Origin of the sequence: Microvirga sp. VF16, from assembly GCF_016864375.1 — a bacterium.
Taxonomy (GTDB): Bacteria; Pseudomonadota; Alphaproteobacteria; order Rhizobiales; family Beijerinckiaceae; genus Microvirga.
Genome location: NZ_CP069355.1, coordinates 1,059,818 through 1,072,850, shown reverse-complemented (window position 1 = coordinate 1,072,850; position 13,033 = coordinate 1,059,818). Strand labels below are relative to the sequence as shown.

Genomic DNA, 13,033 nt, shown 5'->3' with positions numbered 1-13,033 from the left:
AGTCGGGATGAGGATCTGTAACATGCGCCTTGTGACTGGTAGCGAAGCGATGAAACACACGTGATCGGGCCACTCGATTGCACACTGCCTTGCAGACGCAGAGACCAACCCACGCGTAACGGAGAAAGATCCCTGCCATGACACTTCAAATCGGCCAGATCGCCCCTGATTTCGAAACGGCAACAACCGAAGGCCCCATTCGCTTCCATGAATGGATCGGCGATTCCTGGGCGGTGCTGTTCTCGCATCCGAAGAATTTCACGCCCGTCTGCACGACGGAACTCGGCGAGGTGGCGCGGCTCAAGCCCGAATTCGATCGCCGCGGTGTGAACGTCATCGGCTTTTCCGTCGATCCCGTCGAGAAGCACGAGGCTTGGGCCCGTGACATCGAGGAGACACAGGGAGCCGCCGTCAACTACCCGATTATCGGCGATCCGGACCTCAAGATCTCCAAGCTCTATGGCATGCTCCCGGCCCAGGCGGGCGAAACGTCGGAAGGGCGGACGGCCGCCGACAACCAGACGGTTCGCAATGTCTTCATCATCGGTCCCGACAAGAAGATCAAGCTGGTCCTGGTCTATCCCATGACCACAGGCCGCAACTTCGATGAAGTGCTGCGCGTCATCGATTCCCTCCAGCTGACGGCCCAGCATCGGGTCGCCACGCCTGCGAACTGGCAGCAGGGTGACGATGTCATCATCGCCGGCTCGGTTTCGGACGAGGAAGCCAAGAACCTGTATCCGGGCGGCTGGAAAGCACCGAAGCCCTATCTGCGCATCGTGCCGCAGCCCGCGAAGGTGAACTGATCCGATATCTCCACCCCCAGCGAGGGGCGAAAACCCTTTACCGGTAAAGGGGCGCCGTCAGCTTAATTGCGCACGGCGTCCAACTGCGCTAGCGCCCAGGTTGGCCGATGCGCATGTCCAAGGAAACGAAATGACCAGCATGAAAGCGCGCGTGTCCTGGGTCGAGGGCATGATGTTTACGGGCGAATCCGGGAGCGGGCACGCGATCGTGCTGGATGGTGCGCCGGAGAGCGGCGGCCGCAATGTCGGTATCCGCCCGATGGAGCTCATGCTGCTAGGGTTGGCCGGCTGCACGGCCTTCGACGTGGTGCTTATCCTGAAACGCGGTCGTGAGCTTGTCACTGATTGCGTGGTCGAGGTGGACGCCGAGCGTGCTCCGACGGATCCAAAAGTGTTTACGACAATCCACCTCAGGTACCGCCTCTCCGGACACGGATTATCCGCCGAGAAAGTGGAGCGTGCCATCCAGCTGTCCAAGGAGAAGTATTGCTCTGCCTCGATCATGCTCGGTCAGGTTGCGGAGATCACGCATTCCTGGATCGTCGATCCTCGTCTCGCCGCATAAGTGGTCAGGACCCTCGTCATGACTGCCTCACCCCTTGTTTCGACCAAATGGCTTGCCGACCATCTCGGAGAAGCTTCGGTCCTGGTCGTTGACATTCGTTCGACTGAGAGTGGGAGCCGAGAAGCCTTCGAGGCCGCGCACATCCCTGGCGCCGTTCACAGCGACTACGCCGCCGATGGCTGGCGGGTCACTGAAGGGGGCGCCGGCGGCGTGCTGCCCAAGGCCGTCCATTTGTCCGCCCTGCTGAGTCGCATCGGAATGACGCCCGGGCACCATGTGGTCATTGTCTCGGCGGGGGACGCCGCGTCCGATTTCAGCGCAGCCGCCCGGGTCTATTGGACGCTCAAAACCATCGGCCACAGCCAGGTGTCGATCCTCGACGGGGGATTCAAAGCGTGGCGGGAAACCGGCGGTCTCGAGGAAGTCGGCGTGTCTGCGCCGGTGGCGCGCCAGCCTTATCCTGTGCGGCTCACAGGGAGTCTGCGAGCCGAGATCCATGCCGTCGAGAAGGCTGTTGCCCATGCCAACGTAGCGCTTCTCGATGGGCGCTCCCAGGCTCAGTTCGACGGCCGTGAGAAGAGCCCGCAGGTCGTGCGCGCCGGTCATCTGCCAGGCGCCATCCATTTGGACCATAGCAGAGCCATCCAGCCGGGAACGGGACGCCTGCGCCCTGTCAAGGAACTCGAGCAATTGTTCGAGCAGATTGTGCCAGGGCCTGTGGTCAGTTATTGCAACACCGGCCACCTCGCCTCCACGAACTGGTTCGTCCTCTCGGAAGTGCTCAAGCGTCCCGAAGTGACGCTCTATGATGGCTCGATGTCAGAGTGGACCCAGGATCCTGGCAGGCCCGTCGCCACGACCACAGGCTGAGACAGGCGGCCCCCTCAAACGCGTTCGAGAGCCTGCATCAGATCCTCGATCAGATCATCAGGATGCTCAAGGCCGACCGAGAGTCGGACCAGACCCTCCGACACGCCCATTTCAGCGCACTGCTCCGGTGTGAAGCGCTGATGTGTCGTCGTGGCCGGATGGGTGATGAGGCTCTTGGCGTCGCCGAGATTGTTCGAGATCCGGATCAGTTCGAGGGCGTTCAGGAAGCGAAAGGCGCCGGCCTTGCCTCCTTCGATCTCGAGCGCGATCAGCGTCGAGCCCCCCTTCATCTGCCGGGCGATGATGGCTGCCTGCGGATGATCGGCACGGCCCGGATAGATCAGACGCCTGATCTCGGAATGTCCCGCCAGGGCATCGGCGACGATTGCTGCCGTCCGGGTCTGGCGCTCGACCCGCAAGGGAAGCGTCTCCAGGCTCTTCAGCAGCACCCAGGCGTTGAACGGCGACATCGACGGACCGGTCTGCCGCAGCAGCGTATGAATGTGGGTCTGGATGAACTCCTCCGAACCGAGGATGACCCCGCCGAGACAGCGCCCCTGCCCGTCGATATGTTTCGTGGCCGAATAGACGACGCAATCGGCACCCAGCTCTAGCGGCTTCTGCCAGAGCGGCGACGAGAACACGTTGTCCACCACCAGCTTTGCGCCAACCTCGCGGGCGATCTGCGCGACCGCTGCGATGTCGATCACCTCCAGGGTGGGATTGGCCGGACTTTCCAGGAAGAACACCTTGGTTTCCGGCCGCACGGCCTCGCGCCAGGCGTCAGGGTTCGTTCCATCGACCAGGGTGGCTGCCACGCCGAACCGCGGCAGGAGTTCGGCGATGACATAGCGGCAGGAGCCGAACAGGGCGCGGGCGGCGACGATGTGGTCGCCCGCCTGCAACAGGCCCATGAGGGCCGCCGTCACGGCGGCCATGCCGGTCGCCGTTGCCCGCGCGGCCTCGGCTCCTTCGAAGGATGCGATGCGCTGCTCAAACATCGAGACGGTTGGGTTCGAGAACCGGGCATAGAGAAAACCGGAGCTCTCTCCCTTGAAGCGGGCCTCGCACTCCTCTGCGCTGGCATAAACATGGCCCTGGGTCAGAAACAGCGCTTCGGAGGTTTCGCCGAACTCTGACCGCAGCGTGCCGTCATGGACAAGGCGGGTATCCGCATGCAGGCGCCGGTCCCGGCTTGAACGCTCACTCATTTCTCTTCCTTTAAACTGGCGGTGGCTGCCTGCGCATGGTGGCTCGGGCGGCCTCAATCATGATGCTTGTGGCTCGGATGGCGGATCAGTCGCTTAGCGGGCCCCTGAACTCTGGGGATCCGAGCCGTGCTGCTTTGCGGCAACGGACAGGCCGAACCTGATGCGGGTCCACAATCGCTCATGGCCGTAGTAAAGCGCGAGCTTGGTCACCACCTCGGTCGCTCCAATGGCCGCGGCGAGACGGGCGTCCTGGGTGAGCACAAAGGCGGCGGCCACCGTGGCAACGGAGCCGATGACCCGCCATGACATGGCCTTGAGCACACTCCGTCGTTTCTGTTCGCGGATTGATTTCAGCCAAGTCACCTGGCCATCGGGCCGGGTCAGTTGAGTGTCGGCATCCCGACCTGATACCACGGTGTCCACGAGACCGATCGCGACCGTGTCGAAGCTCTCGCGGTCGATGAGAATGAACCCGCCCGTGCGGCGGCTTTGCAAATAAGGATCGAAGGCGATGGGCTGATCCAGGACGAGACCAACATGGCCGACGTCGTTCGCTGCCAGGGAAGAAACGGGCACGGATGCGAGCGAGGAAAGGTCGATTCTCTGGCGCACCGTGACGACCCGTGCAGGCACGGTCGCCGCCCCGAGCTTCAGGAGAAATTGGTCGCCCTCCTTCAGGTGTTCGGTTGCCATCCAGAATAGGCGAGCTTCGAACCGGTCGGAAACCTGGGGCTGCCGCTCCACGGACGTAATGATGTCGCCCCGGGAGATGTCCACCTCATCGGACAAGGTGAGCGTGACGGATTGGCCCGCGACGGCCTCCTTCAGCTCTCCGTCCATCGTCACGATCTGCGCGACGGATGTCTCCAGCCTCGAGGGCAGGATCCGCACAGGGTCTCCCGGCCTGATCCTGCCGCTCGCGACGAGGCCGGCAAAGCCGCGAAAATCCGGGCTGGGCCGATTGACCCACTGCACCGGCATGCGGAATGGCTCTTCCTCGGCGGTCCGCTCAATCTCGACGGTTTCCAGGTATGAGAGGAGCGCTGGCCCTCGGTACCAAGGTGCCTGGGAGGTCGGTGCAACGACATTGTCGCCATGCAGGGCAGACAAGGGAATGGGGCTAACCTGCGCGAATCCCAGATCGGCTGAGAATGTCTCGAACTCCGCCGCGATCTGCCGGAATCTCTCCTCAGACCAGTTCACCAGATCCATCTTGTTGATCGCCAGGGCGACATGGCGGATGCCGAGCATCGACACGAGAAGCGCATGCCGGCGGGTTTGGCGCGTGATGCCCTTGCGCGCATCGATGAGCAGGATGGCGACATCCGCGGTCGAGGCGCCTGTTGCCATGTTGCGCGTGTATTGCTCATGGCCGGGGGTATCGGCGACGATGAAGGTCCGCCGGTCGGTCGAGAAAAACCGATAGGCGACATCGATGGTGATGCCCTGCTCGCGCTCGCTGGCGAGCCCGTCCACCAGGAGGGCAAAATCGATCCCGCCGCCCTGCGTTCCATGCTTGCGCGAGTCGCGCTCCAGCGTTGCGAGTTGGTCATCGAACAGACGCTTGGACTCGTACAGCAAACGCCCAATCAGCGTGGACTTGCCATCATCGACGGAGCCGCAGGTGATGAAGCGCAACAAACTCTTGCGCTCATGGGCCGCGAGATAGTCCTCCAGCTTGAAACTCTCGGGTGCGGGATGAACCGTCATCAGAAGTAGCCCTCTTGCTTCTTGCGTTCCATGGACGCAGCCATGTCCTTGTCGATGGCGCGCCCGTGGCGCTCGGATGTGCGCGCCTCGAGCGTCTCGCGGATGATGTCCGGGAGAGTGGCGGCCGTGCTCTCCACGGCTCCTGTCAACGGATAGCAGCCGAGCGTCCTGAAGCGGACCGATCGCAACTGCGGCTGCTCGCCGGGATGCAGCGGCAGCCTGTTGTCATCGACCATGACCAGCATGCCGTCCCGCTCCACCACCGGCCGCTCGGTGGCGAAATACAATGGAACGATCGGGATGTTCTCGCGGTGGATGTAGAGCCAGATGTCGAGCTCGGTCCAGTTCGAGAGCGGAAAGACGCGCAGGCTCTCGCCGCGACGCTTGCGTCCGTTGTAGAGCTGCCAGGGCTCCGGCCGCTGGCGCTTGGGATCCCAGCGATGATGGGCGTTGCGCAACGAGAACACCCGTTCCTTCGCCCGTGACTTCTCCTCGTCCCGGCGGGCGCCGCCGAACGCGGCGTCGAACCCGTACCGCTCGAGTGCCTGCTTGAGCGCCTGGGTCTTCATGACGTCGGTGTGCACCTCGGAGCCGTGGCTGATCGGGCCGATATTGCGGGCAAGCCCGTCCGGGTTGGTGTGCACCAGCAGGTCAAGACCCAGCTCCTTCGCCCGACGATCGCGGAAGGCGATCATCTCGCGAAACTTCCAGGTGGTGTCGACATGCAGCAGCGGAAACGGCGGCTTGGCCGGGTAGAAGGCCTTGAGCGCCAGGTGCAGCAGGACCGAGGAGTCCTTGCCGATCGAGTACAGCATGACCGGGTTGTCGCTCTCAGCCACCGCCTCGCGCATGATGTAGATGCTCTCCGCCTCGAGGCGGTCGAGATGGGTCAGGCCAGGCCGAAGCAACTTTCCCTTGGATGAGACCCCTTGAGACTCCGGCCGCTTTGCGGGGCGCACGCCGCTTGCTTCACGCCCGCTGATCATGGGAATGCTCCTGAATTTGATGGGTTGGCACGAGGTGCAGGCCGCATTCCTTCTTGGCCTCCTGCTCCCACCACCAGCGACCGGCTCGCTCGGGCTCACCGAGACGGACCGCTCGGGTGCAGGGAGCGCAACCGATGGACGGGTATCCCCGGTCGTGCAGCGGGTTGTAGGGAACGGCATTGTCGGTCACATACCGGACGAGGTCCTGCTGGCTCCAATCCGCCAGAGGATTGACCTTGATCAGGCCATAACCATCGTCCTGAGACGCCAACGGCACGGCGGCGCGAAAGGACGATTGTTCGGCGCGGAGCCCCGTGATCCAGCCCGCCGCCCCGACCAGAGCCCGCCCCAGGGGCTCCACTTTACGAACATCGCAACAGGCTTTCCGCGCCTCGACGGACTGACGGAAACCGTTGATGCCCTGGCGAGCCACCAAAGCCTCCAGATCGGAGCGATCCGGACTAACCGCGTTGATGCGGCGCCCGTAACGCTCCTCCGGCTGCGCCCACAGATCGTAGGTCTCAGGGAACAGCCGACCGGTATCGAGGGTCACGACCTCGATGTGAATGTCGAGACCGGCTCTGAAGATCGCATGGGTCACCGCCTGATCCTCGAGACCGAAGCTCGTCGTAAAGACCAGCCGGCCCGCAATCGAACGCGAGGCGAGAGCAAGCCTTTCCGCAAGGCTGGCATCCGTCATGGCGCGGGCCAAAGCGTCGGCTCCTCCGCCTCCTGAGCCCAAATTCATCGTAAAAACCTCCACAGCGCAAAATCGAACTTGTTCTTAATAACGAACGGTGTCAAGGTCGCGTCGTTCTGAGCCGGAGGGATGGCTGATCGGCCAATAGGGCAAGTTATCCCAAGTAGAGAAGATTTATTCACCGGGGATCAGAACGAGAGAATTTCTGTTCGACAAAAGGCTGGATGCAGAGATGGATCGCATCGACCGAAAAATTTTGGACCTTCTTCAGCAGGATGGCACATTGTCTGTCGCAGACATCGGCCATCGGGTCGGTTTGTCTCAAACGCCATGCTGGAAACGGATTCAGCGTCTTGAAGCCGAGGGCGTGATCCAGCGACGGGTCGCGCTTCTCGACCCGGACAAGCTGGGACTTGGCCTGACGGTCTTCGTATGCATCGAAGCCGGGGATCATACCCAAGAGGCCATCGACCAGTTCATCGATGCGATCGCGACCATGAGCGAGGTGGTCGAGTTCCATCGGATGGCGGGAGACGTGGACTACATCCTCCGCGTCATCGTTCCCGACGTGAAGGCTTATGACTTGTTCTATAAGCGTTTGATCGGAATTGTTCCGCTCAAGAAGGTCAGCTCGCGCTTCAGCGTCGAGCGGGTGAAGTCCACCACGGCACTACCGATCGAGACGACGGCGTAAAGAAGGTCCGACCCTTGGCGTGGGTTCCTATCGTTCAGAGGTGAACAGAATTCTCTTCTCTCTTTAAGCGAGCTGAGAAAAGAAGTTTCCATCAAGTGGCGTTCTTTAAAAAGAACATTCCATTGACTTATCCTACAGCCCCGCGCGAAACTCAGGGCATGTCAGCATTTGCCCTTCTGCCCCAAACAGCGCCCTTCGGAGACGACGACCGGCTCAGCCTCGATCGTGTCCTGAGCGGTGCCTCTCCGATCCAGCGCGCGTGGCTCGCCGGCTTTCTCGCCGGGATCGATGCAGGCCAGGCGCCCTCCCCGCGGGTGGATGCGCCCGCCCGCGCGGCAGAGCCTCTCACGATCCTCTTCGCCAGCGAGTCCGGCAATGCGGAGCGCTTGGCTCAGGACGTGGCGAAGCTCGCCCGCAAGGGCGGCTTCAAGCCGAAGATCATCGATTTCGCCGATCTCGATATCGTCGATCTGCCTAAGTATGAACGGCTGGTGGTGATCGCCGCCACCTGGGGTGAAGGCGAGCCGCCGGCGCGGGCCACCCGCGCTTATGCGGAGCTCATGGGGGGATCGGCGCCGCGTCTTGAGGGCACGAGCTTCGCCGTCCTGGCCTTGGGCGACACCGCCTATGCCGAGTTCTGCGGCGTCGGCAAAGCCCTTGATGTACGGCTCGCGGAGCTGGGCGCGGTGCGCGCGGTCGACCGGGTCGATTGCGACCTCGATTTCGAGGCTCCCGCGGCGGCCTGGATCAAGAGCACTCTCGAAACGCTTGCACCAGCTCTGGAGAACTCGGGCAATGTGGTGGCCGTCGATTTCGGCATCCGTGCCGGCGCCGAGATCAGCCGCGAGCCGGTGGCCGCCGAAATCATCGAGCACGTCAATCTGAACTCCTCGCGCTCGGACAAGGAAACCGTTCACCTGGCGCTCGGCTTTGAGAGCAGGGCTCCGGCCTATGAGCCCGGCGACTCGCTCGAACTCTTCCCGGAAAACGACCCGGCCCTTGTCGAGGGCGTTCTTGCGGCCACAGGACTCCATGCGGAGGATGCCCTGCACGCTGCCTTGAGGAGTGAGCGGGACATCACGACCCTTTCCCTCAAGACGCTCGAAACCTTTGCCGCCGAGACGGGCCACGCGGAGGTGCGCCGGCTGCTGGACGAGGGGCAGGCCCGGTCCTGGATCGAAGGACGCCAGCTGATCGATCTGGTCGAAGCCTTTCCCGCGGCGCTGACGGCTCAGCAGATCACGGCTCTCACGCGTCCTCTACCGCCGCGCGCCTATTCCATTGCCTCTTCGCGCAAGGAGGTCGGTGACGAAGCGCATCTGCTGATTGCCGCCGTGCGCTATGAAACCCACGGCCGCGTGCGCGGCGGTGTTGCCTCGACCTTCGTGGCCGACCGCCTCAAGGCCGGGGCATCAGCCCGCGTTCGCCTGAAGCCCAACAAGCATTTCCGGCTGCCCGATCCGTCAACCGACATCATCATGATCGGCCCGGGAACCGGCATCGCACCCTTCCGCGCCTTCGTGCAGGAACGACGCGCCGTCGGAGCGAGCGGCAGGTCCTGGCTGTTCTTCGGCGACCGCCACTACACGCACGACTTCCTGTATCAGCTCGAATGGCAGGATGCCCTGAAGGACGGTTCGCTCTCCCGGATCGATCTCGCCTTCTCGCGCGACACACCGCAAAAGGTCTACGTGCAGCATCGTCTCTGGGAGCAGCGCCGGGACGTGATCGACTGGCTGGACAATGGCGCGCAGCTCTACGTTTGTGGTGACGCCACGGCCATGGCGAAGGATATCCGCGCGGCGCTCGTCGCCGCCTTCGCCGACGTGAAGGTCCTTTCTCCCGACGCCGCCGAGCTTGCCGTCACCGAGCTCGAGCGTGGTCGCCGCTATCACCAAGACGTTTATTGAGAAGCACGAACGATGTCCAAGGAACTCTCGCGCAACGAGCGCATCAAGGAGGCGAGCGGCTATTTGCGCGGCACGCTCGCGGAAGGCCTCACCGACATCGTGACCGGTGCGATCACCGAGGACGATCAGCAGCTGGTCAAGTTCCACGGCATGTACCTGCAGGACGACCGGGATCTGCGGGCCGAGCGGACGAAGAAGAAGCTCGAAAAAGCCTATTCCTTCATGATCCGCCTGCGCATCCCCGGCGGCGTCTGCACGCCGGCGCAATGGCTCCAGCTCGACCGGATCGCCCGGGATTATGCCAATGGCACGCTGCGGCTGACGACCCGGCAGACCTTCCAGTTCCATGGCGTGATCAAGACAAACCTGAAGACGACGATGAAGGCCATCGACACGGCCCTTCTCGACACTCTGGCCGCCTGCGGCGATGTCAACCGCAATGTGCTGGCCTCGACCAATCCGCATCAGTCCCGCGCTCACAAGGCAGCCCTCGATCTCGCCCGGTCGATCTCCGAACATCTCCTGCCGCAGACACCGGCCTATCGCGAGATTTGGCTCGACGGCGAGAAGATTGCCGGTGGTGAGGAAGAGGTGACTGAGCCCGTCTACGGCCGGACCTACCTGCCGCGCAAGTTCAAGACCGTCGTGGCCGTCCCGCCGTCAAACGAGGTCGACATCTTCGCGCAGGATCTTGGCTTCATCGCGATCCTCGACAAGAAGGGTGCGGTCAAGGGCTGGAACGTGACGGTCGGCGGCGGCATGGGCATGACCCATGGCGAGGACGACACCTATCCGCGCACGGCCGACGTGATGGGCTTCTGCCAGCCCGAGGACGCGCTCGCCGTGGCCGAAGCGGTGGTGACGGTGCAGCGTGATTGGGGCGACCGCACGCTGCGCAAGCATGCCCGTCTCAAATACACCATCGAGGATCGCGGCCTTGAGGCTTTCCGCGCCGAGGTCGAACGGCGCATCGGCAAAGCCTTGGGCAAGCCGAAGCCTTTCCGGTTCGACGGGAATGGTGACCGCTACGGATGGGTCGAAGGCGAGGACGGCCGCTCCCACCTGACGCTGTTCATCGAGAACGGCCGCCTGCGCGACATCCCGGACGGTCCCTCGCTCATGACCGGCTTCCGCCGGATTGCGGAAGTTCACGACGGCGAATTCCGTCTCACGGCGAATCAAAATGTCATCGTGGCCAATGTCTCGCCCGAGAAGCGTCCTGAAATCGAAGCACTCGTGGAGGAGCATGCCTTGACCAGTCATGCTACGGCGCTGCGCCGCAATGCGATGGCCTGCGTGGCCCTGCCGACCTGCGGCCTGGCGCTGGCTGAGAGCGAGCGCTATCTGCCGTCGCTCGTGACAGCTCTCGAGGAGCGTCTCAGCCTGCGCGGTCTGGCGGAGGATGAGATCACGATCCGCATGACCGGTTGCCCCAATGGCTGTGCCCGCCCCTACATCGCCGAGATCGGGCTCGTGGGCAAAGGCCCTGGCCGCTATAATCTGTATCTTGGCGCGGCGTTCGACGGCTCGCGTCTCTCCAAGCTCTATGCCGCCGACCTGCAGCACGACGAGATCATCACTGCTCTCGATCCGCTCTTTGCGGCGTATGCCGGTGACCGCAAGCCTGCCGAGCGGTTCGGGGATTTCGTCATCCGCTCAGGCATTGTCGCCGCGACAGCTAATGGGCCGGACTTTCACGTCAATACGGGCCCTCTTGCCGAGGCGGCGGAATGAATGCGCTCCTTCGGCCTGAGGATCGGCGCCCGGCGCGCCTCAACGCCCTGCCGAAGCTGCCGGTCTTCGTCGACCTCGCCGGGCGCTCGATCCTCGTCGTGGGCGGATCCGACGGGATCGCCTGGAAAGCCGAACTTCTCGCGGCCGCCGGCGGCACGGTCAAAATCCTTGCCGAGGATCCCTCGCCTGAACTGCTCGCTCTCGTCCAGAGCGACCCGGAGCGGCTCACCCTGCTCCACCGGCCCTGGCGAAAATCCGACCTCGTTGGGATCTCAATTGTCGTCGCGGCTATCGAGGATCGGCAGGAAGCCGCAGTCTTTGCCGACACGGCACGCCAGCACGGTGCCCTCGTCAACATCGTCGATCAGCCTACCTTCTGTGATTTCCAGTTTGGCACCATCGTCAATCGCGCTCCCGTCATCGTATCCATATCGACCGACGGAGCCTCTCCTATTCTGGGCCAGGCTATTCGCCGGCGGATCGAAGCAGTCCTTCCGTCCCCCCTCGGTGCTTGGGCTCAGGCTGCCAAAGGCTTCCGGGAGCGCCTGCGGGGCATTGTGCCCTCAAAACAAGGTCGGCGCAGGTTCTGGGAACAGTTCGTGGATGCCGCATTCGCGAACAGAACCCACGAGCGTGGATTGAACGGCTCTCTGGATCAACTCGCGCATGAGGCTCGTGAAGACGCTTTGGAGAGGCGGGCGCTCGGCGAGGTCGTCATTGTCGGCGCGGGTCCCGGGGATCCGGAACTTCTGACGCTGAAAGCGATGCGCGAACTTCAGGCGGCCGATGTGATCGTCTATGATCGCCTTGTCACGCCTGGCATTCTCGAGTTGGCCCGGCGAGAGGCCCGCCGGGTCCATGTCGGCAAGGAGGGCCATGGCGCATCCTGCCGCCAGGACGACATCAATGCCTTGATTGTCGATCTGGCGCTTGCGGGTGAACGTGTCGTTCGCCTCAAAGGTGGGGATCCGGCCATCTTCGGTCGCACCGGCGAGGAAGTCGCTGCCTGCCGCGACGCCGGTGTTCCAGTTCGCATCGTTCCTGGCATCACGACCGCAAGCGCCGCGGCTGCCTCGCTCAATGCCTCGCTGACCCACCGCGATCATGCCCAACGGGTCCAGTTCGTCACCGCTCATGACCGGCATGGCGGTCTTCCGGAAAACTTGAATATCGGCGCTTTGGCCGATCCGCAGGCAACGACGGTGATCTACATGGGCCGGCGCACGGCATCCAAGCTGGCGACGCGCCTGATTGAGAATGGCCTGCCTCCCGAGACGCCGGTCGTCGCTCTCAGCAATGTTTCGAGGGACGATCAGAAGAGCTCGCATACAACCATCGGCAATGTTGCACGTGGCGTTCGGCTGCCTGAAGATGGACCATTGATCATTGCGATCGGAGCATCCGTTGGCACTGCATGCGAAGTTGCGCATCAAAAGAACCGCGCAATCAACGCTCTCAATGAGGCAGATCAGGTCGTGCCAAAGAATGAGCAGGCTGCCCCCGCTCTGCTGGATCATTGAGAAGGATTGAAGCTTCCTTCAGAACGGCTCTGCCGTTGCAGGCGCGGAAATCTGATCGAAATAAGCGATCCTGCCTGCGACAGCCGCTCCGACGATGAGCCAGAAAAGAAGGATACCAAAAATCATCTTGCGCGATGAACGCGAATGACAACGTACCATATTTCTGAAAGTCAATTAGCCCTGCACTTTGGGTATTATAACCGCGAGCAGAGATCGTTCCAGCAATCTCATCGCTTCAAACGAAATTTAGAAATATATGCTTCTGCAGCTAAACTCAATGCATGAACATTCTCTATTTTCTGACGCGCAGAGTTGAAATTTCTAAAG

Annotated in this window: 11 protein-coding genes; 7 read left to right on the top strand and 4 right to left on the bottom strand. The window is 62.6% G+C overall.

Translation table 11 applies throughout. From position 1 onward, the window contains the following. Nucleotides 1-137 precede the first annotated feature (137 nt). The 3 genes from JO965_RS30515 to JO965_RS30505 all read left to right on the top strand — a co-directional run bounded on the left by JO965_RS30515 (nucleotide 138) and on the right by JO965_RS30505 (nucleotide 2,241). Complete coding sequence (locus JO965_RS30515) at nucleotides 138-806, top strand: peroxiredoxin (RefSeq protein ID WP_203444640.1); 669 nt, start codon at nucleotides 138-140, stop codon at nucleotides 804-806. A gap of 139 nt (nucleotides 807-945) precedes the next feature. Beyond that, nucleotides 946-1,371, top strand: coding sequence for an OsmC family protein (locus tag JO965_RS30510; protein WP_203445561.1), 426 nt, complete (start codon nucleotides 946-948; stop codon nucleotides 1,369-1,371). A gap of 18 nt (nucleotides 1,372-1,389) precedes the next feature. Next, entirely contained in the window at nucleotides 1,390-2,241 is an 852-nt protein-coding gene (locus JO965_RS30505) for a sulfurtransferase (RefSeq protein ID WP_203444639.1), read from the top strand. Between the two features lie 14 nt (nucleotides 2,242-2,255). On the opposite strand, the gene JO965_RS30500 is transcribed toward JO965_RS30505, so the two are convergent. The 4 genes from JO965_RS30500 to JO965_RS30485 all read right to left on the bottom strand — a co-directional run bounded on the left by JO965_RS30500 (nucleotide 2,256) and on the right by JO965_RS30485 (nucleotide 6,896). After that, nucleotides 2,256-3,452, bottom strand: a complete 1,197-nt coding sequence (locus JO965_RS30500; protein ID WP_203444638.1) for an O-succinylhomoserine sulfhydrylase — start codon at nucleotides 3,450-3,452, stop codon at nucleotides 2,256-2,258. A 93-nt stretch (nucleotides 3,453-3,545) separates the two neighbouring features. Next, nucleotides 3,546-5,162, bottom strand: coding sequence for a sulfate adenylyltransferase subunit CysN (gene cysN, locus JO965_RS30495; protein ID WP_203444637.1), 1,617 nt, complete (start codon nucleotides 5,160-5,162; stop codon nucleotides 3,546-3,548). Then, nucleotides 5,162-6,013 carry a sulfate adenylyltransferase subunit CysD gene (cysD, locus tag JO965_RS30490; RefSeq protein WP_246777065.1) on the bottom strand — a complete coding sequence of 284 codons (852 nt, stop codon included), beginning with the start codon at nucleotides 6,011-6,013 and terminating at the stop codon, nucleotides 5,162-5,164. Before cysD ends, cysN begins: the two co-directional genes overlap by 1 nt. Before the next feature lie 118 nt (nucleotides 6,014-6,131). Continuing rightward, entirely contained in the window at nucleotides 6,132-6,896 is a 765-nt protein-coding gene (locus JO965_RS30485; RefSeq protein ID WP_203444636.1) for a phosphoadenylyl-sulfate reductase, read from the bottom strand. 184 nt (nucleotides 6,897-7,080) lie between these two features. Here JO965_RS30485 and JO965_RS30480 point away from each other — a divergent pair, with 184 nt between their 5' ends. The 4 genes from JO965_RS30480 (at nucleotide 7,081) to cysG (ending at nucleotide 12,706) form a co-directional block, all read left to right on the top strand. Then, nucleotides 7,081-7,542: an Lrp/AsnC family transcriptional regulator gene (locus JO965_RS30480; RefSeq protein ID WP_203444635.1), complete on the top strand. Its 462-nt coding sequence runs from the start codon at nucleotides 7,081-7,083 to the stop codon at nucleotides 7,540-7,542. Nucleotides 7,543-7,700: 158 nt separating this feature from the next. Further along, nucleotides 7,701-9,452 carry a sulfite reductase flavoprotein subunit alpha gene (locus tag JO965_RS30475; RefSeq protein ID WP_203444634.1) on the top strand — a complete coding sequence of 584 codons (1,752 nt, stop codon included), beginning with the start codon at nucleotides 7,701-7,703 and terminating at the stop codon, nucleotides 9,450-9,452. Nucleotides 9,453-9,464: 12 nt separating this feature from the next. Then, nucleotides 9,465-11,186 (top strand): NADPH-dependent assimilatory sulfite reductase hemoprotein subunit, encoded by a 1,722-nt coding sequence (locus JO965_RS30470; RefSeq protein WP_203444633.1) that lies wholly within the window; start codon nucleotides 9,465-9,467, stop codon nucleotides 11,184-11,186. After that, nucleotides 11,183-12,706 carry a siroheme synthase CysG gene (gene cysG, locus JO965_RS30465; protein ID WP_203444632.1) on the top strand — a complete coding sequence of 508 codons (1,524 nt, stop codon included), beginning with the start codon at nucleotides 11,183-11,185 and terminating at the stop codon, nucleotides 12,704-12,706. Before JO965_RS30470 ends, cysG begins: the two co-directional genes overlap by 4 nt. The last annotated feature ends 327 nt before the right edge of the window (nucleotides 12,707-13,033 follow it).